We start from the raw sequence: 23,279 nt of genomic DNA, 5'->3' as shown, positions 1-23,279 counted from the left end.
CTAATGTGTAAATAAGGCTGAAAACTCGAGTGGGAGATTGATTGCTTAGAATATTTGTAACAATTTCTACCTGTTTCAATTTTTTAATTTCCTAAGTAAGAACCTCTATATCTTTAAATATACAGCATGTTATAGATTGTTATTTAGTTCTTAAAATTATATAAAAATAACAACATATTGTATATTAATTGTAAATATACACAAAATATAGGGTGAATCAACCTTGTTTAATATTTCAAAAAATTATAAGAATATTCACTTGATTATTTTTTAAACTTTTTGGGGACTCTCATTTTTATGGGAACAACTTTTGATTTTGATGAAGAATTTGGCATACCAAAAAAATTGTTGTGCAAAAATTTTAATAAAGTCCAAATCAGTGTACATCCTTATTTTTCTGGAATTTATCTTTGCTATCAAGAGGCTTTCAAAGCTTTAAAAACAGATCTAGGTATCTTGAATCCACGTCCCGAAATTCACGTCTGGAAAGATACTAATCTATCCGGTTATACCATCGCCAGTAATTTCCAATGGTTCCTATACTGGACTCAGAACGCACCCAAAGAAATTAATCTAATTATCCATTCTCTTCCCAAAGATAACAAAAAAATCGAACTATTAAAAAATGTGGCTAGTTCCGAATTTCTAAAATTTCTATCATCTACTTATTATGATCTTAATAGATTAAATCCCAAAAGGTTACATAACTTAATAAATGAATACATTTCTGCCGAGGCTATTTACAAGTTAAACAAAGAAAACTCTTTCAAACCTCACCGTACAATGAGTTTGGATCTGCTTGCCTATCTACTGTCATATACACGAAATCAGCTGAATTATCGCAATAAAGTTATAAACCGGAAAAGACAAAATGTGCTAGATCAACTGCAACAAACCAGTGAAGTTGTTCAACAGCTTTTAAACAATGTGGACTTCGTTCTCACGCCAGATCAGTTATGGAAAGCATAATGTCAGAATCTAACCCAAGCCGTCAAAATGCTGCTGATATTCCGCGGGTATCATTAAAACAGACACTGGAAAAACTCTTTGGTGACGAGCAGTTCAACCGTGCAGAACATATTCAATATATTGCTGATTTACTGACTTCACACCCCAGTGATCAATATCTGAAGGAGCTGAACCTCGATCTATTAGATTTTGATCTACAAACCAATTCTGTTGTTGCTAGACCCGCTGCCTTGGTCTCCTCTCGAAAACATACTGTTCGCGCAACACCAGTCACTTGGTATGTGAACTCAATTGCACAATTAGCAAAGTCAGAAGAAAATGCGTTAATCTGGAATATCCTGGTCTTAAAAGCAGCAGTTTACCTAATTGCACTGCCAGACATTAAACCTGAACTTTTTAAAGAGGATCACACTGAACATTTCAATACTGTAAAACGTTTATTCCAACGCTTCCGTACCGCCAATCGGATTCTAAGTTCCGAAAAAGAATATCAAAATACTCCTGAATATAGACTCCTTTGGGAAAAGTATCTTAAAGATCCCTCCCTTTCCTTAGTTGAATTTATTCGGTATTTGAATGAGGTTATTGATGAAGAACGTGATAAAGAGTCATCTAATGATTTTATGCAAAACCTGCTAAACGTGATCCGCATCACCTTTAATTATGTTTTGGAAAATAAGGCAAAAATTGCAAAAGCGAGCATCGAGACGCAACTGCAACATGAATTTTTAGACGAAGATCAGCTGATTGCAGAAAGTTCAGAAATTAAAAAAGGGCAAAAATCTAAAGCCCTCAATATAGAACAACAACTAGATGACCAAGATACACGTCAAATATTAGTAGACCCAACCATCGTTACCCCCCTTGCTGCATATTCAGAATCCAGCCAGAGCTATGTGCTGCCTCTGGTTGCCAAACATATTCAACGGAAAGAACATTTGCTGCCATACAGCAGCCTCTTTCCTAATACCACAAGCATAAGTGCCCTAATTACTGAACTATATAAAAATTACATTATTGAGATTAAAGAAGACTCTAAAGACAAGGATAAAGAAACCAAAAAAAAGAAGGCATCCTTGATCCTGATGTTGTCATTTCTGACAGGAAATAAAATCCAGGAGTGGCTACGTCTACAAAGTAAACGTGCTAAAAATTTAAACGCTCGCCAACAAATCAAGCAAAGCAATGGACAATATTATCTGAGAAGTAAATTTTCAATTTTTGAAAATAAGGATTTTGCTTATCCAGAGGGCTTGCTCAACCAAACAGTTCATCTGGACATCCCGATCCCGAATTCATTTATTGAATCTCTGCGAGACGGTGACCCCGTTACGGAAGAGGACCTTCAGCAACATTTGAAACAGCTGAGAGCCAAATTTTATATTCCAAAATTATCACTAATAAGAATTGGCTCTCTTTTACATCAGACTATTTTGCAACGCACTGGAAATAAACAGCTTGCTGACATTCTTACTGGTATTGATGCCAATAAGTCTTCTTCTACTTCTTATTGTCATCAAAATATCCTGACTTTACAGACTGAATATGTCTCAATTTTAAAAGAGCTGTGTGAGTCGTTATCCGATGACTACCAGAATATTGAATATGCTGCAGAAAAAAACTTTGGAAGCCGCAAAGCACCTACTTCAAATGTGATTCAAAATATCTTTGCCACTCTCAAATTCAGAATAATTTCACAAAAAGAAGACGACTGGATAGCAATTTTTAATCACTACAATCTGTGGATGTGGCATTTCTTGTTGCTCTTTACTGCTGCACGACCCGTCGCTGAATTTCCAGGTTTTTTAAAAAGCTTTAACCTGAAAAGAAAAATATGCATGGTTTCTGATAAGGAGGTGGGTGGGCGTCAAGGCTATGGACGTTTAATTCCACTGGGTCATTTTGTTGTACAAGAACTCCAGAAATTCATAGATTTTTTACATTATTTTAAAACTCAAATTGCTCCTAGTCAGCCAGAAATTCCACAACATATTCAACAAATTTTAGAGAGCAAGCTCCCACTATTGAATATCTTTCAGGATGGTCAATGGTACCCCTTAAGGCCTTCGATTATAAAAAAATCTAACCCTGAGTTAAGTTTGCTACATGAAAACTGGCACCGGCATACTGCCCGTGCGTTTCTCAGCCATAAAATTAGCGAAATTGAAATTTTAGCTTTATTCGGTCATGAACCGATGCAGCAAGAAGCTGCTCATCCTTATTCCAGCTTATCTATTTCACAATATTCAAGGATTGCTCATATTCTTGAACAAATGAAAGATCATTTTAATATTACCGGTATTGAACTCGATGTCCTCACTCAATAAACGTACTAAGCAAACTCGAACACTATATGCCGAAGCACGTAGAAAACAAGACCGACTCGATCAGGAAGAACAGCTTCGAGTAGATGTAGAACAGGAGCTAATTCAATACTTCCAAGAACAAGATTTGGAACAAAAAGGGCATCTTGAATCCTTATATCCAGCAATTTATGAGTTTATTAAACGCAAAGCTCCAAGCTTGGCCTGGAAAAAATATGCACATGAATTTTTTCGGTCATATATCAAGCAAATCAATTTAAATCGTCGTGAGACTTTGCCCCTACCGAATCTGACATTTGAGATGAAGCGTGATCAGCCAGTTTTTACGATGGACTGGATCGAGAAGGGACAGCAGGTTGATGAAGTTCTTGATAAGCTTTGGGACTACTGGATTCTAGCAAAAGATAGCAAGACATTTTCTGATGATGAAATCATTGGAAATATTGTTATTTCTGCCATGCTTTATTCCGGCTTAAATCAAAAAGCCTCTTTAGAGGCTTTGCTTCAACATTTAAAAGATCCGGCCAAAATTAGAAAGATCGAAAATCTGAACATTATATTTTTAGAACCGCTCTCCCCTTCCTATGGAGATCTCTTTATTGATGAAAAAACCATCCGTAAATCGCGTAATTTTATTCCTGATCAAATTACCCGCTTATGGTTAATTCATTTTAATAGCAGAAATATTCGTACAGTAAACCAGAATGTAGAAGACTATCTACAGCTTATTTTTAATAAGATTAAGTTACCATTTAATCTCAAAACTTATAAATTGTTACGCGACTACGCCAACTTTAACTGGATGCAACTCCCGAAAGTTGACATTGATCCTGCACTTTCACAATGCCTCATTGAGAATACTGCAACCTGTGGCTTATCAGAAATAGAATTTGAAAGATTTCTTCATCCAAAATTTAAATATCAGCAGGACACTCTTACTGATTCAAATGTAGAAAAATCACCATCTACTGTGAGGGAATCCTACTCTAATGATGACATTCAGCAAGCCTTGGATGATGTTATAAAGATTCACAAAGACCTTTTACAACTGATTCGTACATCACAAACTGATCAAAGTATCGATGCATTAATCATTAAATATTGCATTGAAAATACTAATAAATTTAATGAGTACAGTAAACGTGTCGCCTTATGGCTCATCAGCCTTTATAAACCAGAATTAGAACAAATTCAGTCACTGGCTGAACGTTTAAATTTTTGCACTAGCCAATTTCAAAAATCGTTTCAGCAGAATAAGCGTTTAAAAGACGGTTCGATTTACACTTATTATTCGCGTATTGCAGAGCCTTGGCTGACCCATTCTTTACAATATCTAGATAGCGAAGATGATCCTAATACAATAATCATTAATATCTACCGACAAATCATTACAAACACCCGACTTGCAGCTGAAGCCGGCGAGCCTAACTTTAAAAAATCCATTGGTCAAACTGTCAGTATGTTGAAGCGCTTCCAGAGCTTTCAACAAATAGTTTTTGAAGCTGAACCTCTCGAATTAGAGTCAATCGCTGTACAAAATAGGCCTAGAGCCCGTATTATTAGCCCTTTGACTTATCAAGCTTTCATGAACAAGTTAGATACCTTATTTTCAGGTGCTAATAGTCAAGAAAACACTTATAAGATATTAAAAATCATCTATATCTTAGCTTACCGAACCGGTATGCGTATTAATGAAATTCTGGGCTTACGTGTGCGGGATATCGAGGGCTTGAGCTGTCTATCCGTATGGATTCAGCCCTACGGCTCAAAAAAGAAAGGAAACTTACATCAACTTAAAACAGATAGTGCTGAACGCAAAGTCCCTGTGTATTGCTTATTAAAAACCGATGAATATCAAATATTTCGTAATTATGTAGTCGAGCAACGATTACTCAATCAGGAAAACTTATACCTATTCCGTAATTGGAATGAAAATAGCAAGCTGAACAAACATACGGTGACAACACCTTTTAGAATGATTATGAACGAGCTTTTTAAAACTCATGATTATTCTTTCCACTCATTTCGACACACAGCAGCGAATCACCTATCGGTTGTTCTCAACTGTAATTACGCTCCATTGGTCAAAAATCTGACGGATTATACAGAAGAAGAATATCAATCTATTCGAGCAGAATTACTCCGTCATACGCATGGTCAAAATCATTGGTTTATGATTGCCCATTTACTGGGTCACATTGACCCTACAGAAACCTTTAAAAGCTATATTCATCTTAGCTACCTGATCGCTGGGCATAAAATACTGCAATATCATCCAGACATCGATACTCAATTAGCAAAGAAGATGATGGGCTACCTACCTTCTTTCAAATTTTTAAACACAGTAAAAGATTCTGCTCCATTCAATTTTGAAAAGCATGCTGTTCATTTAAGTCAGCAGTTACTTAACGATCAAACTGACTGGTTAAAAAGTAACGTAGAAGACATTCTAGATGAGGTTTCATTTAACTCACAGCCTCATGATTTTTTTAAATATTTCGCAGGAACAAAAGAATCTAAAGTTTCATTTGCATGGTTTTTTAAGTGCCTAAATTTACTGGAAATTCATCATGATCCAGACCGGGTATCACAAGAAATGAGCTTACCTGTCGAACTGGTTAGCTATTGGTATGAAAATGCCAAACAACTGGGCCAACTCAAATCTCAAAAAAGCAACCCAAGGTTATTTGATCTCAACAACAAAAATCATCTGGATAAACCTTTGAAACCCGCCATGATAGATACCGTTGAAGAGCGCATAGCAAGAAACTATTTCTTTGAAAATATTCAAAATATCTTTGAAAAAAAGCCAGATGAAATAAAAGCGGTGCTTGAGACATTTTTAAGTCGTGTTACGGTTTGCATACCGGCATTCATTATCGATGGAATAAAATCGATCAATTGGAATCATTTTATTCCAAGGTAAAAGACCTGTTTCCCCATCAATTTTGGCATTTGCTCGGACAAGACTTGGTACAATTGCTAGATAAAAAGAAACAGCCTTTATTACTGAAGCTGGCTAAATCGAGCACAACAGAGCATCCTACGACTCAAGAAGATTATGTTCGTCTCCAGCTTTACTCAACAAAAGATACTAAAGCACTGGCCGCATTTAAATTCTGTTTACATTTAGCCTGTATTGGCAGACCTCGATCTCTTGAACTTAAAGCCGAAGGTCTAAAAATAACTACATGCTGTTAAATAATTTAACCGTTGCTTCCTTATCTAAAGCCAAATTTAATATATGTTTAGTAAAAATTAAGTTAGCAGCGTCTGAAACAGGGATAGGTCATGCATACAACATCAGAAAAAACTGCAAAACAGAAAATGATATTAGCTAAGGCAGTTTTAGCTGCTGCTGAACGACTTGGTCTTGCACAGGATCAACTAGCCTTAATACTCAGTATAGATTCGGTGAAAACTTTAACCTCTCTTGAATTAGATCCCACTTCAAAACAAGGAGAAATAGCCCTCACTTTAATCCGTATTACCACATCACTAGAGACTCTGGCGGGTGGAGATACTACCTGGATGCAGCATTTCATGAAGTCATCAAATAAATTAACTAATGGTATTCCGGTAGAACAGATTCAAAATGCTCAGGGATTGTTTTCTGTTTTACAATTGCTAGAGGGTCTTCGAGCTAAACTTTAAAGAAATTAATGCATATAAATAATTTTGTATAATATTTTGAAAATTAATTGATTTATTATATTGTAATTCTTTAATTTAAGATTTGATATTAGGACAGTAATAGCTGTGTTTTAGGAAAAATCAGTGAATAATAAGTTAAAAGAAATTGCAGTTAGATTACAGCAAATTTTAGACCAAATCACATTATTACAAAATGAATATCAAAGCCTTTATCAAGAAAAAGAAAAACTTATATCGCTTGAAGAAAAAAATAAGAATTATTTATCAGCAGAAGAAAGACTTTTATTATTTTCTCAAAGGTTTATTGGACGAACTGATACCTTTGCTTATCGTTGGGAAAATAGCAGTGGAAAATCTGGTTATTCTGTTGCTTGTGCAAATGAGTGGAAACATGGCATTTGTTACAAACCTCAAATTAAATGTTCAGACTGTAAAAGCCGTCAACTATTACCCATCACACAAGAAGTTCTTTATTCTCATTTAACTGGACAGAAAGTTATAGGCATTTACCCACTATTAGCAACAGATCAATGTAGGTTACTCGCAGTAGATTTTGATAAATCAGATTGGAAAAATTGTGTAACTGCATTTTCTGAAGCGTGCTTATCTTTAAATATACCATTTTTGGTTGAGCGCTCTCGTTCAGGTAATGGCGCACATGTTTGGATATTTTTCTCTGAACCAATTGCAGCTAAGCAAGCTCGCTTAATGGGTGCAGGTATTCTAGATAAGGCCATGGAACTTTATCCAGCTCTAGATTTTGAATCTTATGATCGTATGTTTCCAAATCAAGATCACATGCCAGCAGGCGGATTTGGAAATTTAATAGCATTACCCTTACAAAAGCACGCAAGAGCGCTAGGAAATAGTACCTTTATTGACAGTAACTTTAATGCCTTTACTGACCCATGGACTGTTTTACAACAAACTGAATTAATGAGTTCTTCTGAAGTTAATAATATTGTGAATGAACTAGGCTACAATTTCATCGAACAGAATCAAACAGATGTTGACCATGAGGCTCCATGGGTAAAAAATATTCCTAAAAAAAATCAAAAGATCGCGGGATGTCCAGACGCTATTGAATTGGTATTCGCAAATATGATTCACATTCCAATTCAGACATTACCCTCTCAATTGATAGCTCAATTAAAAAGATTAGCCACTTTCTCCAACCCTCGTTTTTTTAAAGCACAAGCAATGCGTTTTTCAACGACAGGAATTCCAAGACACATATGCTGTGCCCGCCTTGAAGGACAATATCTCAGTTTACCACGAGGATGCCTAACAGATATAATTCACTTGCTTAATCAACAAGATACTAAAATAAAACTAAAAGATCAACGTACTAAAGGCAACATATTAGTCAATATAAATCTACTTACCGAATTATCCTCTGAACAGGAAATGGCATGTAAAAAAATCCTTGAACACGATGTTGGAGTTCTACATGCACCAACGGCTTTTGGAAAAACTGTTACTGCAATCTCTATCATTGCCAAACGCCAAACAAATACACTCATTATTGTTCATAACAAAGAACTTGTTTCTCAATGGAAAGAACGATTACATTCATTTTTAGCCGATGTCGAAATTGGTACAATACAAGGTGGAAAAGCCAAACCATCTAATCAAATTGACATTGCAACATATCAAAGTCTAATCAACCGTGTAAATAATTCAATCAAACCTATCGCCTTTAATTACGGACAAATTATCGTAGATGAATGCCACCATTTATCCGCACCAAGCTATGAATTTCTTCTCAGTGAAGTCAGTCCCTACTACATTCTCGGGTTAACTGCTACACCAGAACGTCAAGATGGGCATCAACCCATTATTTTCATGCAAGCTGGTTCTATTGTATACAAAGCGAAATCCAACAATCACACCCAGCTTAAAAAATTATTAATAAAAGTAAATTATGAAGGTGAATTCCCAGAAATTTTCTTTGGTACCGAAAATAAACCACATATTTCAAAGCTGATGCAACATCTTACTGAAGATACAGAACGTAATAATGCCATTATTAAAGATGTCTCTCATTGTATTCAAAATGGTCAGATCCCGTTAATTTTAACTGAACGTAGAAAACATGCCGAAAATCTTAGAAATAAGTTGAATGATTTAGGGTATAAAACATCTATTTTACAGGGAGGTATGAGCCATACAAAAAACATAAAAGAAAAACAAAATTTAGATGATGCTCATGTTGTGATTGCCACGGGAAAATACATTGGTGAAGGTTTTGATCTTCCTCGTTTAGATACCTTGTTCTTGGCATTCCCGATTTCATGGAAAGGCACTTTGGCTCAATATGTTGGGCGTATTCATAGATCAAATGAAGGTAAATTTGAAGTTCAGGTATATGATTATGTTGATGTTAACCATCCGATATTTGTCAAAATGTTTCAGAGAAGGAGTAAAAGTTATAAAGCTCTAGGCTATATTGTAGAACAATCACACAATAATATCGTTTTATAATTTTAGATCTATTGACACTACCCCAATTTTCAATCCATAAGATAATTAAACGTAAAGCCGCTTTTAAAATTCTAAATGTGTGGGTCTCCTTGGCATCAAAATAACTGGCCATCACAAAGGATGCGGGTCCGAATGCAAATTTTAACTGTATTTTCAGAGTCATTTCAGATCACTACGTAGCTAAGGCTGTTTTGCAGATCGAAATGATAAAATCATAAATTGCTTTTCAAGAAAAAAGAAACTAATATGTTTCTTATAACACTAAAAAGCAATAAATGTGTCTACAATGAATGAGTCTTTACTTCAGCAAATCAAAAAAAGACGAACCCAATTGGGCTTAAAGCAAGTTGATATGCAATCCCGTACAGGCATTTCAAGACAGCAATACCAAAAGCTGGAAAGTCAGGGCAACCCTCGATTAGAGACCTTAGAAATTATCGCGGCAGGATTAAATGCTCAACTGATGCTCATCCCTGATGATAAGGTTCATTTGATTAGACAATTATTGAATGATGAAATTAAAGTCACTATTGAAGATCAGGATGACTTAATGACTAACCCATGGAAGGGTCTTCTCGGAGGAGAGGAACCATGAATACTGTTGCCGTCCTGAAATTAACATTACATCACGCTGTCGTTGGATACTTGGCAGGATTTCAGAGCGGAAAAAATATTCTGGTTTTTACGGATTCTTTCCGATTTGATCAGCAACGCCAGACCTTGAGCTTGCTGACTTCCCCCTTGTATCCTCAAGCAGATAAGATTTTAGAAAAGACTTATGTTACACATCAGCGCTTACACCCCTTGCTATCAAACTTGCTACCAGAAGGCGCATTACGCGAACTCATTGCACAAAGCCTTAAAGTACATATAGACAATGAATTTCAGTTATTGGCAGCTTTAGGTCATGACTTACCTGGAGCACTCATTGCGACCCCATTAGATCCAGAAGAAATTCCAGATGAAATAAAATTCAAACTGCAGATCTCGAATCCAGATCAGATTTTAAAGCAAGAGATTCGAACAGATAATAAGTTTTCCTTGGCCGGCGTCCAAATGAAGTTTTCCATGAAAGCCAAAGATGGGCGTTTTACACTAGCACAGGCAACGGAAACGACTCTACTCGGGGACTGGATTATCAAAACTCCTTCTTCCAGACATGCTTTTGTTCCGCTAAATGAATATTCTATGATGACCCTTGCCAAAACGGTCGGAATAGATGTCCCTGAGATTCGCTTGGTGGATATGGCCCTTTTACAAGACCTTCCACCATTAAATTTACCCCAAGAGCAATATGCTTTCGCAATCAAAAGATTTGATAGACAGAGTACTGCTGATACTACAGAGCTTATTCACATCGAAGATTTTGCTCAGATCTTCGGCGCATATCCACATCAGAAATACAGCACCACAAATTATGAGCAGATAGGAAAGATCATTTATCAATATTCAGATAACAAAATTCTTGATATTCAGCAATTTGCCAGCCGCTTACTCGTCAATATTTTACTCGCCAATGGAGATGCGCACTTAAAAAACTGGAGTATGATTTATCATGATAAAAGTGCACCCAGATTATCTCCCGCATACGATATATTAATGACCAGTGTATATATTGAAAATGAGCGTCATTTCGCATTAAATCTTGCCAAAAATAAAGATTGGTATTTAGCTGAGATGAAACACTTTGAACAATGGGCTGAAAAAGTCGGTGTTCCATGGCGTGTTATTGAAAAACAGCTTCACGTGATCATGGACAAAGCACGGTCAGTATGGCCAGTGCTATTACTAGACTTACCTATGATTTCTGTTCATAAAGAAAAATTAAGAGAACATTGGAAAAAATTGCATCCAGACTTTCAGATACTTACAGATGATTAGGGTAATCTGAAACCAAACTAAAATTTCTCAAACAAGTTCATCACGTCATTTTCCGTCAGTTTCGCTTCGCCCTCATGATCGGTACTTAGAATAGACTGTGCCAGTTCTGCTTTATTTTGCTGTAAGGCAAGAATTTTTTCTTCTATGCTTTTATTGGTAATCAGCTTATACACAAATACTGGCTTGTCCTGTCCAATCCGCCATGCACGATCTGAAGCTTGATCTTCAGCAGCAGGGTTCCACCATGGATCATAGTGAATGACTGTATCTGCGGCGGTTAAATTCAGACCGACCCCTCCTGCTTTCAGACTGATTAAAAATACCGGCACTTGTCCAGACTGAAATGCTGTAATGACTTCATCCCGTTTCTTGGTCTTTCCAGTCAGTTTCACATAGCCAATTTCTGCGTGATGGAGCTGCTGCTCAATCAGTTCCAACATTGAGGTAAACTGAGAGAAGATCAGAATTTTTCGCCCCTCCTCCACCATTGGAACGACCATATCCATCAACTGTTCAAGTTTGGCAGAGTGTGCCTGCCCGGTTTTCACTGAATCCAGCTTTAGTAAGCTAGGATGGCAGCACACCTGACGTAGCTTCAGTAAGGCATCTAAAATTTGAATTTGACTACGTTTAAAGCCTTTTTCTGCCACAATTTTCTGAATATTTTCCTGCATCGTGGCACGAACAGCCTCATATAACTTGGATTGCTGGTCATTCATATCAATATTGACTTCAATCGTGGTTTTTTCTGGCAACTCTTTGGCTACGTCAGTTTTCAAGCGACGTAAAATGAAGGGCTTAATCCGGTTGACCAACTTTTGTCTTAACTGCTCATCACCGCGCTTTTCAATCGGATGACGGTACTTTTTATTAAAAATTTCTTGTGAATATAAAAATCCTGGCATCAGGAAATAAAATAGTGCCCACAGCTCACCCAAATGATTTTCCATCGGGGTACCTGTTAGACACAAACGATGTCGCGCTGTTAATTGCCGTACTACCTGTGCAGCTTTGGCACGCGGATTTTTGATATTCTGCGCCTCATCCAAAATGAGTTGATGATATTCATATTGCTTTAGTTGTTCTTCATCTCTCGCTAGAAGCGGATAGGTGGTTAACACAATATCATAGTGCGGAATCTGCTCAAAATTCTGATGGCGGTCGGGCCCCTGTAGCAGCAATACCTTGAGCTCAGGGGTAAATTTCTCCGCTTCTTTGAACCAGTTATGCATCAGCGATGTGGGTGCAACAATTAAGGCGGGACTGTCCTGCAAATATCCAGCCTGCTTTTCCATGAGTAAATGGGCTAAAGTTTGTGCTGTTTTCCCCAAGCCCATATCATCTGCCAGAATCCCGCCATGCTGGGTTTCCCTTAAAAACTGTAACCAGCCTAAGCCCTGCTGCTGGTATGGACGCAACTCCCCCTGAAAACCTTGTGGTGTCGGCAGTTGTTGCTGATAGCCTTGTTTGAATTTCTGTACAAATTGCTGCAGGCGATCACTGACCTGCCATGTCATCCCAAGATTATGCTGCAATTCTAATAATTGACTCGCATCATAGCGATCAATACTGCGCTCTTCTTGCTGTAAAATGCTCTGCAGATGTAACAATACCGGCTTAATATCCCTAGCGGATAGAGCCAAATCAGGTTGATCAACTGCAGTTTTCACGGTGAAAATTTGACTGTCATGCAGATGAATAAACGTCCGCGGATCAAGTAAATCAGGATTTACTCGCACCAAAGCTACGAGCGCATCAAGCAAATTATAAGAATTACCTGCACTGTCTTGAACCGTCGCCCCGATATTGAACCAGTCCTGCTGACCTTCAGATTCAGTGATAGAAATATTTAAATTTTCGACATATTGCAGGTTAAAGGGGCTGTTTTCCAGATGCTCTATCTGCCAGCCCATCAACTCAATTTGATTGATGGGCATCAGCTGTTTGATCCAGTCTCCATAGAAAGCAAAAACCATAGAATCAAGACGTTGTTTATCCAGTTTTAATTGCTGGTCATAACTAAGATCTTTCACCCACTTCAGTGATTCGACCAACAGCTGTAAACGCTGGATTGACTGTTGTTCCTGAACGAAGTCCCGAAGCTGTCGCACCATTTTTCCATGCTGCTCACCAATAAAACTGTCACCTGATGTACCTGCTTTTATTCGCCCACCAGCATAGGAGAATTCAATTTCAGCACAAACAGACTCCTCTAATTTCCAATCAAATGTATCTAAAACACCGAAGCGTAAAATTGGCTGGGGACTACCCTCAAGGACATCAATATGCTGAATAGACTCGGGCCGAGGCAGATTTTTCACGTCTGAATATTGATGAGTCAGTTGCTCAAACTCTGGCAAGAGCATAGATGGAAGATCAGGCATCTGTAAAAAATGGTACAGAAGATTTGCCGTATATTCACCATATAACTGGCCCACCGTGTTCTGTTGAATATCCACATAACATGGTGGATGGCTTGCGAGAATCTGAATATGAGGATTTGATTTTAAATCGAGTCGAATATCACCATTGACCAATTCAATGTTTAAATGCTCTGTCTGTTTGTTTAGACCTTGTTGCCAGATCAGTTCGATGTGATAGCCTTGTTCTGACCATTGAAGTGCAGCATGGCTCTTTTTTTGCCAATAAACATCGCCACTTTGAATAAAAGATTTGAAATGCTCCAATAAAATTCCGGAGATATCAAGATTGCTTTGATAAAAGCGTTCGTCGCTGTTTATTTTGGCGTAATAATAAATCTGGTTAAATAATTGTCGTTTTTGTTCAGGTAAAGTCAGATGCTTTCTGGTGATATTTTCATATTGGGTATAATCACTTTCACCGGCAATCGAGCCGTTTTTATTGCGTCTGGCCTTCTGAACATCAACTGTCAATTTCTTTAAGCTGACCGACTGATCTAGCAGGTAAATTAAATAATTGTTTGTTTTGACAGATTGCTCTGGTTCAGTCTGTTGTAAATACCGTTTAAAATCATTCAACCAGCGCTGTGCCTGATCATCCCCCCATCGGCGTTTTGCGATTCCCTGCGGAGATTGAGATTCAGCATAACGCTGTTGAAATTCCTGGCGATATTCCTGAAAGAATAACCGCGCTAAAGCAGCAGCATGTTTACAGTTATATCCAACCGGACAAGTGCAGTCGTCATCGATTAAACGGTCTTTTTGGGGATTATAGGTAATCGCGGTATCGTAATAATCTGTCCCTTCAATTTGAGCATACATCGTGACATCATCATTTTCCTCAAAAAACTCAATTGTTTCCCTATCAATGTGCTTAGCATAGCTCAGACTACGATGAAGAGTTGCAGTACTAAAGCGAGATAGAAAATTGATCAATGACGACATGATTACCAGACACTAAAAATGTTTATACAATTATAACGGACAAAGCTGTCATTTCAGAACAGTAGCCGAACTGCTCAACCTGAGCACAGATTCGACTCACTCAATAGGAATATTGTGAATAAAGACAATCAAATTCGAGAAGTTAAACAGTTCATTGAGATCGAAAATATCCTGATAGAAAGTGATCATTTCTTCACAACAGTTAATTTTAAACCAAATGGGGTCAAAAGTTTTAGCATTGTTTCTATGTGTGATTCATAGAGATCATTTCAATTTAGCGATCTCTAGATCCATCTTGTAATTGGCATGTTGAATCCGTTCATTTGAGGGGTTGTATTGCTTCTGGACTTCATCTGAGAAAGGAGTTTCTTCACATAATTCAAAGTACCTCTCCATCGGTGTTTTACCTTTCAACGCTGAATGTGGTCTCATCCAGTTATAGTAATGCTGCCATTCGGCTAGCTTGTCTTGGATATCCTCAGAATTGATATCTACAGTAGCGTAGAACTCAGATTTATCAGTTTTTTGTGAACGCTCTACCTTGCCATTCAGATGAGGTGAACCTGGTTTATTTGGCCTAAATTTGATTCCATGCTGCATCATTTTTTTCTGTACTTTTTCAGCAAAGAATTCCCGCCCACGATCGGTCTGTATTCGCTGTATGGGAAAAGGCATTTCTTCAATTACGCAGTCTAAAAAGTCGAGAGTATTCGCTGCTGTTCGGCGTTTATATATCCTTAAAACGCGATATCGTGTGCAGTCATCGATAGATGTGTACTGATATAGTCCTGGACCCAGTTTACAGGTATCCATTTGAATTCTATCGCCTGGTAATGGGCGTTCATAACGAATGAAATCTGCTTTACGACGGAATTTTTTAATCGGTTTGACTTGATGGGTGGATAGTACTTTATGGATAGTCGCTAAGGACAACGAGACTCCGTGCAGCCTCATCAATTCTGTTTGCAAACGTCGAGCACCAAAATTTCTAGCTGAGCGCATTTCTAATATTAAGGCTTTTAGCTCAGCATTGATTTTAGTATTTGGCGATTTTAAGGGACGTCTACTCTGGCTACTTAATCCATCAATACCTTGCTCAGAATATCGTTTCCACCACTTGCGTAACGTTGGTCTAGAAATGCCACATCTCCGACAAACTAGGCCAGCATCATTAGTCTCTTCAAATAATTTAACTCATACGAGTCTTTGTTGAATTTCTCTGTTCATAGACACCCATTATATTGAAATAATGTCTATGAATAAAATACTTAAATAAAAATTCTCCGACAAGCTCAGTACGGTTAATTTTTATCCAAATGAGTTTTCAAAATTATGCTTCATCCATAATCCATTCTTTAAAAAGAGCATCCTCGATTTCATAAGTACCATTTTCTGGTTTAAAAATAATTTGTTTTTTTGATAAAGAACGTAGGGCCGATTGAATGAACCGTACCGCAATGTTATCTACACCAATGGAATCAGCCAGATGTTGTCTAAATTGACTACTATAAAGTTCAACTTGTGATTCCGCTATGGCTTTTAAAATTAGCTGTTCTAATAACTTAAACTCTCCCCATAATCCCGAAAAGTCACGATGCCCCATTGTATCGGCTATAAGCTGTTCCTTGGCAAAATCTATAGCCAGCATTGGGTTTAAGGCTAAACGCTCCACTAATGATCTTGCTAGTTGAGGACTTTGCTTCATATCTAAAAAAGCGTGCCATAAAATTTCTTTATTCAAACTACGTCCTGTTGTCTGATTAAATACATCTGCCAGATGATCTGTAAATGCTTTTGTTAGATTTGGAAAAGGTAAATTCTGTCCATAATGAAAAAAGGGAGCACTACTCACAGAAAACATTTGTCTCAGGCCTTCTCGACTTGAACCAGTAAAAACTACCTTTATTGTTTCTTTATGCATATCTAAAGCGGTACGTAAACTGGCAATCGTGGTTTTATATTTTGAACTAGCTAAAGCCTGAATCTCATCAAGTAACAGTAAAATAGGTTTCCCCTGCTGAGCCAGTTTAGTAATGCTAGACAAAATACTGGAATTCACTTGTCCTTGTAGAAGTGTCACTTCAGCTTTTACCCCTGCCACCTCTGTACTTAAAGAACCAATATTTTTAATCCAATGTGTGGCTTTCCCCATTAAGCCATTTTGTTTTGAAAACTCATCAAGAGCTTTTACAAACTGCCCTTCACTATGCAGGCCTGCATCGGCTTTGTTGCACAAAGATTTGAAAGGCAAAGCGCCCCTAATTGAGCCAAATTTAAGGCGTAACTTGGGTAAGTGGTCGACCTAATTCCGTAAATCTGTTGAGGACTGCTACACGTGCATGAACCTCATTGACTTGGCTATCAAAGCTCCTTGCACTGAGTTTATCTCCTAATAATTTGATGCAGTGCATTTTAGTCTCAACCAAACTTCGGCGATGATAGCCTGACCATTTTTTCCATAGTGTCCTACCTAAACGTTTAATTGTTCGAAGTAATTCATTTCGCTCTAGCGAGCTACTCTTTGTATCTTTCCATGGTTTCGCATTTTTTCTAGGTGGAATCACCGCATGTGCTTGCCGATCTGCAATGACCTGACGGCATTGCTTGGTGTCATAAGCTCCATCGGTATAAACAGAGTCAATCTGCTCATCTTGTGGAATCTGATTAAGTAAATCACCAAGCACCTGTGAATCACAGACATTATTGGTTGTGAGCTGAATAGCGCGTATTTGTAGGGTTTTGGCATCTATACCAATATGTAGTTTACGCCATTGGCGACGATATTCAGCTCCATGTTTCTTGCGTTTCCATTCGCCCTCACCTAGAAACTTCATCCCTGTAGAGTCTACGAGTAGATGCAGCCCATCGCTACTTTTTTGGTAGCTGATTGCAATATCAATATGCTTTTGTCTTCTACAAAGCGTACTGTAATCTGGTGCGGTCCAATTTAATCCGCAAAGTTTAATCAGACTTTGCACAAAGCCAGTGACCATACGTAAAGATAGACGGAATAAGGATTTAATCATTAAGCAGCATTGGATGGCTGCGTCGGAGTAGGTTTGATTTCGCCCTTGTTTGCCTTTTGATGGAGCATACCATTGCGTAGCAGGATCAAACCAAAGGGCAATATTTCCGCGATTAATGAGTGCTCGGTTATATGCGGGCCAATTGGTTGTGCGGTAGATTTTGTGTGTAGGCTTCTTCATTTGAAAATTATATCGCTGAAAAAGCCTTTACAGATAGGTTTGTGCAACAAAGCCTTAAATATATCCAAAAAAGTAATGGAGAAATAGCTCCAATTTCTATCTTTTAGTCAGCTTATTCTTTACTCATTTTACTATTTTGGTTGTTGTTAAAATATTGCTTCCGTCTTCTAGAATTATGCTTCCAACTTTTTGCAACTTTATAGACATAAGCAGGTAAATCATCCCATTCTTCAGGCAAGCCCGTACCTCGTGCAACACGAAGTTTTAAAGGATAGTTCTTATATTCAATCAAATGAAGAAAATAAAAACTACGCTCTTGAAGTGTACTGAACTTTTTATGATACACATTTCTCAGATGAGGGTATCGTTGTCGTATACCGTCATTAGGGTGAGTATTTTCAGGTTGTAGGTACTGAAATTTCAGCTTTTTCATATTGCCTCCTAGGTCACATTACCTAGAAGGGGTCCTCTGCGTAGTAGTTCATTGTTTTAAACCTATGACTTATCGTTGATTGATTGTTTTTTAACGCATGCTCTAAGCTGCCAATCCTTCTCTTTATTTAAAATAATAACTGATGGTCGTATCTTTATGATCTCCCCAACCTGTCGAGATATTTGTCAATTCAACACCATTTTTCTTGTAGCTTTTTACCAGGTATAAATAAGTACGTGGTGGAGAAACTTCATTGGTTCGTACTTTCTCAATCAAAATGAAAGTCTTGTCATCTAACCATTTTACTCTTAATGGTAATGGATCTTGGCATTGCCCTATTTCTGCATACATTGCAGCATCTTTTCCATTCTTGGAAAAGGACAAGCCTGCACATTCTACATCGGGTAAATCTAAGACCAATCGTTTACCAACTAAGCTTTCTTTTACGCCTGCACTAGCCAAGGTTGAAAGACTTAAACATAATCCTGCAATTATTAATTTTTTCATTTGAATAGACTCTTAATTTAGTTGTTAAAACACATTGTCAATAAAGCCACACTGTAAGATGTGTTGTGATGGATTTACTGGATTGTCATAAAGGCTAATAAAAGCAATCATGTCATTCGGATCAGATACATCTCTTTTATAGGGCTGGCTATAGATATAAATTTGTTTGGGGGTGTAGACCTTTTGATTGTTGAAAACCTCTCCATCAAAGACCTTTAAATGTGGATATTGCTGAAAGACTTTGTGGGTCTTGCTTCTGTTTTGATCATCATGCATTGAAGCTTTATCCCATTGCTGTTTAAAGCTTTTCAATTGTTGTCCGCTATAGCGACTAAATTGAATCTTTAATCCATCCTCAATCTTTTGTTTGGTGTTATTAATGTCATCAGCACGATAGATTGCAGTTTTTGCCCCTGCAACACTGACGTGTACTAAGGTTTCAATCCTTTTGATGGGATTGCTTTTGCTATTGGGTAAATAAACTTCGGTTTCAGGACAATCTTCACAGAAATTTTCATCATCAGGATCATTGATGACGCTGCTCTTTTGTTTGCGGTACTGCTGTTGAAATTGTTGCTGTAATGAGGTGATTCCAGATGGCCATTTCATTTCGGTGCCCATCAAGGCTAAGTGGTTACTCAAAGATTGTTCTTTCTTGGCCCAATCCAGACAAGTTAAGCCCTGCTCTAAGGTGAATGGCTTAGATGTAGACAGGGGTTGAGCCGTCACAGTCTGCATGATCAACAAGGTCATGCTGCTGATCAGTAGAGGTTTAAATCGAAATTTCATTTTAATGATCCTCGCATCTCCTACGGGCTTTGGCTACCCGCAAGAAGTGCTCGTGTAAAATACTTATTTATTTTTAATCGTTTAACATCAGTTATTGATAATGATCCGCTGATAGTAGCTGACGGATTTCACTGGCCATTTGTGGACTACGCCAAGGAAATAGGACTTTTAGACTGTAATTCGGTTTGAATGGATCTCGTGTGCCAATATTGACTTGAAACTCTCGTTTCATCGGTGTGCGATGAACTTGTTGATTGACATGTGTTCCCATCATTGGATTGCTGATCACAGTGGTCGTGGTTCTAAAATTATCTTCAACTAAGTTGTAGTGTCCAACGGAAGTGATGTAATCAAAGGGATATTTCACGAGGCGTTGATCTGGCTGATCAAACAGAATAATGGTTTTATCTTGGCTGTTGATCCAAACACCACGGTTTTGGTAGTTAAAAGTTTCTCCTTGACGCTTGAGTTGTTCAGTCATCCCGTCAAAGTAGGTATTTCCATATTCATAAAGGTAGTAAAGGATCACAAACCAGAACAGGTCAAAGCCAAAGAAGATGTAACCGAAAGCACCAAAAGAGAAGATTTTGGCAACGATGAGAAAGATCACGATGGGTAAGACCACACATTTTATAAAGAGCTTAGATTTTTGTGGACGGTGTTCAATAGGTATGATTTTGGGTTTGCTTAATTCAGTCATGGTTGTTTCCCGCATGTTCAATGCAATGCACAATCACCAGCAGATATAAAAAGGTTTATTTTTTATAGGCGTGACTTAGCCATCCACCGTTGGATTGTTCTTGTAAAAATGTTGTTTGAATACAGACGAATAATAATAAATTAGCCGTATCGCCCTCGTTGCAAAGCACAACAAGGTTGAACATGGGGTGAGTCGCAAATTAGAAAAGATTGGTACAGCATGAGAAACTCCTTGAATCTTAAGAAGTTCTGCCATATCACTGCTAAATAATGGTGGCAGAACAAAAGAGGGTTAGCAGACTGGGATCCAAGGAACCAGCACACCCGAAGGTGTCCCCCTTCTGTCCTACCATAAAGATAAAAGGGGGACGAGAAGGTCCACGAAAAATAGACAAGCTATTTTCCGTACTGGATCAACGGTCTGCTAAAACCGACTGGCAATGTGTGCCCGCAATCGCATAATAAAATTAAGAAGATATAGAGTCAATCGGCTTTGTTGTATAAAGATTTTAAAGAAATAGCTTTCCTAAGTTGCTCAAATTTAAGTGACAACTTGGGTTTGAGGTCGACCTAATTCTGTAAATTTATTTAAGGCATGAGTAGTACTACTACGCAAGGTGCATGAATTTCATTGACCTGACTATCAAAACTTCTTGCACTGAGTTTACCGCCCAATAATTTGATGCAATGCATCTTAGTTTCAACCAAACTGCACCGATGATAGCTAGGCCATTTTTGCTAAGCGTTCTTCCTAGAGGTTTGACAGTTTTCAATAGTTCATTTTTTCTAAAGATCCCAATTTCCTATCATTCCATGACCTTGCATTTTTTCTTGGAGGAATTTCCGCATGTGCATGACGATCTGAAATCACGTGTCTGCACAATTTCGTATCATATGCTCCATCGGTATAGACAGAATCAATGAGTTCATCAGATGAGATTTGATTTAGCAGATCACCCAAGACTTGTGAATCACTTATATTATTTGTTGTGAGCTGTATAGCTCGTATTTGCAAGGTTTAGCATCTATACCAATATGCATTTTACGCCATTGCCAACGATATTCAGGCTGATGTTTCTTGCGTTTCCATTCGCCTTCGCCTAAAAACTTTAGGCCAGTTAAGTCTACTAATAGATGTAGTCCTTCATGACTTTTTTGATAGCTGATCGCAATATTAATCTGCTTTTGTCGTCTGCAAAGTGTGGAATAATCCGGTGCTGTCTAATTTAACTCACTGAGTTGAATAATGCTTTGCACAAAGCCTGTGACCATACGCAAAAAAGTCGAAAGATAAATTTGATCATCAAACAGCACTGAATTGCTGTATCAGAATAGGTTTGATTTCTTGCATGTTTAGCTTGTGGCTGAGCATACCATTGAGTCTGGGGATCGAACCAAATTGAAATATTTCCTCGCTTGATTAAAGCTTGGTTATAAGACAATTCGTTGTGCGATAGATTTTGGATTCAGGTTTCTTCATTTGGAAATGATATTGCTGATGAAACCTTTTAGAATAGCTTTGTTCAACAAAGCCAATTTAAACTGATAAACATTATATATTTACAAGATATTTATATAATACACTTTCAACAGGATTTTTATTTTTAAATCGATATTAACAAAAAAAGCAGGACTGGCACCTATTTAAATTAAAACTTCTTGTACGCCACAATGTACCTCAGCCGAAATTTAATTGTAATTTTTTGTATTAAAAATGGCTTTGTTGCATAAATAAATTTCATCCCCATACATGTTAGATGAATACAGAATCAAAAAGCCGATACAAAACAACGAACTGGTCTGAGTACAATCAGGCTTTACGTCAACGGGGTGCTTTCACCATTTGGTTTGATCCCCAAATGCAATGGTCTGCAACACCTACTGGAAAAAAAGGACGGCAACCTACCTACACTGATATAGCAATTCAATTTGCCCTGACGATACGAAACCTGTTCCAACTGGCTTTACGCCAAACACAAGGTTTCATTCAAAGCCTTTTGCAAATGGCTCACCTCGACTGGAATGTTCCAGACTTCTCAACATTGAGTCGGCGAGCAGATAAGCTCCAGCCACTTCTACATAAATCAGCAAAAAATCCACAGGAAGACTTGCATATTTTAGTTGATAGCACAGGGATCAAAGTTACAGGTGATGGGGAATGGGTGCGTAAAAAACATGGCGTAAACCAACATCGACAATGGCTGAAATTACATCTTGCGACAGATGCAAACAGTGGAGAAATACAAGCGGTTGAAGTCACGACCTGCCAATATGGTGATGCTGAAATGCTCCAACCTCTTTTAGATCAAATTGATGAACCCATTGCATCTGTCACGGCTGATGGTGCTTATGACACAGTGAATTGTTATGATGCGATTTTGAAACGGCAAGCAAATGTAATTATCCCTCCTCGTTCCAATGCTGCTTTATGGGCGGAAAATGAAATTGGTAAAGCAAGGAATCATGCAGTACAAGGCTGTTGGGACAAGGGTCAAAAGCAGTGGAAACGAGATATTGGTTATCATCGACGATCCCGAATAGAGGCTAAAATGTTTGCCTTGAAACGACTTGGACAAGGTGTATCTAGTCGATGCTTTAATCGTCAGGTGGTTGACTTGCAAATAAGAGTCGATATTTTGAATAAATTTACTCAACTTGGTACAGCTAAAACGGTGGCTGTTGCATAAATATCTGAAGATTAGAACAACTCTACCTTTCGTCTATTTGTGCAACAAAGCCATTAAAAATGACTCGGAACTCAAACAATTTTTAGGCTATCTGCCTAATTTTTAAAAAATAATCTCAATTAGAATAAATATTTATTCTATTTTTATCAACAACTTAATGTGATACTTTTAAAACTGGTTAGCAGACTGGGATCACTGAAGGATACTAAAAGGCATCCTTCTTTTTTTCCCTAATAATTAATATTTACTGAATCTTAAAGACTTTAGTTTTAGAGATTCAG

At 37.7% G+C, this 23,279-nt stretch carries 14 protein-coding genes and 3 pseudogenes; 8 read left to right on the top strand and 9 right to left on the bottom strand.

Annotated elements, in window-relative coordinates; translation table 11 throughout:
* Positions 1–297 precede the first annotated feature (297 nt).
* The 7 genes and pseudogenes from R2H34_RS00835 (at position 298) to R2H34_RS00805 (ending at position 11,312) form a co-directional block, all read left to right on the top strand.
* Complete coding sequence (locus tag R2H34_RS00835; protein ID WP_039047362.1) at positions 298–969, top strand: hypothetical protein; 672 nt, start codon at positions 298–300, stop codon at positions 967–969.
* Positions 969–3,296, top strand: a complete 2,328-nt coding sequence (locus tag R2H34_RS00830) for a hypothetical protein (protein WP_318342383.1) — start codon at positions 969–971, stop codon at positions 3,294–3,296. The genes R2H34_RS00835 and R2H34_RS00830 overlap by 1 nt, the downstream gene beginning before the upstream one ends.
* Positions 3,280–6,494: pseudogene (locus R2H34_RS00825) on the top strand (tyrosine-type recombinase/integrase). The gene R2H34_RS00830 and the pseudogene R2H34_RS00825 overlap by 17 nt, the downstream one beginning before the upstream one ends.
* A gap of 90 nt (positions 6,495–6,584) precedes the next feature.
* Complete coding sequence (locus R2H34_RS00820; protein WP_000557620.1) at positions 6,585–6,947, top strand: antitoxin Xre/MbcA/ParS toxin-binding domain-containing protein; 363 nt, start codon at positions 6,585–6,587, stop codon at positions 6,945–6,947.
* 123 nt (positions 6,948–7,070) lie between these two features.
* A complete protein-coding gene (locus R2H34_RS00815) occupies positions 7,071–9,431 on the top strand; it encodes a TOTE conflict system archaeo-eukaryotic primase domain-containing protein (RefSeq protein WP_001060549.1) in 2,361 nt (786 codons plus the stop codon).
* 286 nt (positions 9,432–9,717) lie between these two features.
* Positions 9,718–10,026, top strand: a complete 309-nt coding sequence (locus R2H34_RS00810; RefSeq protein WP_001005874.1) for a helix-turn-helix transcriptional regulator — start codon at positions 9,718–9,720, stop codon at positions 10,024–10,026.
* Complete coding sequence (locus R2H34_RS00805; protein ID WP_016164863.1) at positions 10,023–11,312, top strand: type II toxin-antitoxin system HipA family toxin; 1,290 nt, start codon at positions 10,023–10,025, stop codon at positions 11,310–11,312. The genes R2H34_RS00810 and R2H34_RS00805 overlap by 4 nt, the downstream gene beginning before the upstream one ends.
* Positions 11,313–11,329: 17 nt before the next feature.
* On the opposite strand, the gene R2H34_RS00800 is transcribed toward R2H34_RS00805, so the two are convergent.
* The 9 genes and pseudogenes from R2H34_RS00800 to R2H34_RS00760 all read right to left on the bottom strand — a co-directional run bounded on the left by R2H34_RS00800 (position 11,330) and on the right by R2H34_RS00760 (position 21,791).
* On the bottom strand, positions 11,330–14,677 hold the full coding sequence (locus R2H34_RS00800) for a DEAD/DEAH box helicase (RefSeq protein WP_039047361.1): 3,348 nt from the start codon (positions 14,675–14,677) through the stop codon (positions 11,330–11,332).
* A gap of 264 nt (positions 14,678–14,941) precedes the next feature.
* Positions 14,942–15,904: pseudogene (locus R2H34_RS00795) on the bottom strand (IS481 family transposase).
* Positions 15,905–16,007: 103 nt separating this feature from the next.
* Positions 16,008–16,928, bottom strand: coding sequence for a hypothetical protein (locus R2H34_RS00790; RefSeq protein ID WP_016164865.1), 921 nt, complete (start codon positions 16,926–16,928; stop codon positions 16,008–16,010).
* Between the two features lie 22 nt (positions 16,929–16,950).
* Entirely contained in the window at positions 16,951–17,883 is a 933-nt protein-coding gene (locus R2H34_RS00785; protein ID WP_005064486.1) for an IS5 family transposase, read from the bottom strand.
* Between the two features lie 112 nt (positions 17,884–17,995).
* Positions 17,996–18,316 carry a hypothetical protein gene (locus R2H34_RS00780; protein ID WP_000734101.1) on the bottom strand — a complete coding sequence of 107 codons (321 nt, stop codon included), beginning with the start codon at positions 18,314–18,316 and terminating at the stop codon, positions 17,996–17,998.
* 123 nt (positions 18,317–18,439) lie between these two features.
* Positions 18,440–18,823: a hypothetical protein gene (locus R2H34_RS00775; RefSeq protein ID WP_000733361.1), complete on the bottom strand. Its 384-nt coding sequence runs from the start codon at positions 18,821–18,823 to the stop codon at positions 18,440–18,442.
* Between the two features lie 24 nt (positions 18,824–18,847).
* On the bottom strand, positions 18,848–19,612 hold the full coding sequence (locus R2H34_RS00770) for a hypothetical protein (RefSeq protein ID WP_000672051.1): 765 nt from the start codon (positions 19,610–19,612) through the stop codon (positions 18,848–18,850).
* Between the two features lie 91 nt (positions 19,613–19,703).
* Positions 19,704–20,312 (bottom strand): hypothetical protein, encoded by a 609-nt coding sequence (locus tag R2H34_RS00765; protein ID WP_002159601.1) that lies wholly within the window; start codon positions 20,310–20,312, stop codon positions 19,704–19,706.
* Positions 20,313–20,852: 540 nt separating this feature from the next.
* A pseudogene (locus R2H34_RS00760) lies at positions 20,853–21,791 on the bottom strand (IS5 family transposase).
* 277 nt (positions 21,792–22,068) lie between these two features.
* Between R2H34_RS00760 and R2H34_RS00755 the strand changes: the two are divergent.
* Positions 22,069–22,998, top strand: a complete 930-nt coding sequence (locus R2H34_RS00755; RefSeq protein WP_004763228.1) for an IS5-like element ISAba10 family transposase — start codon at positions 22,069–22,071, stop codon at positions 22,996–22,998.
* The last annotated feature ends 281 nt before the right edge of the window (positions 22,999–23,279 follow it).

Origin of the sequence: Acinetobacter sp. 16, from assembly GCF_033439925.1 — a bacterium.
Taxonomy (GTDB): domain Bacteria; phylum Pseudomonadota; class Gammaproteobacteria; order Pseudomonadales; family Moraxellaceae; genus Acinetobacter; species Acinetobacter junii.
Note: the sequence above shows the minus strand (reverse complement) of the source record. Positions and strands in the feature narration are given on the sequence as shown.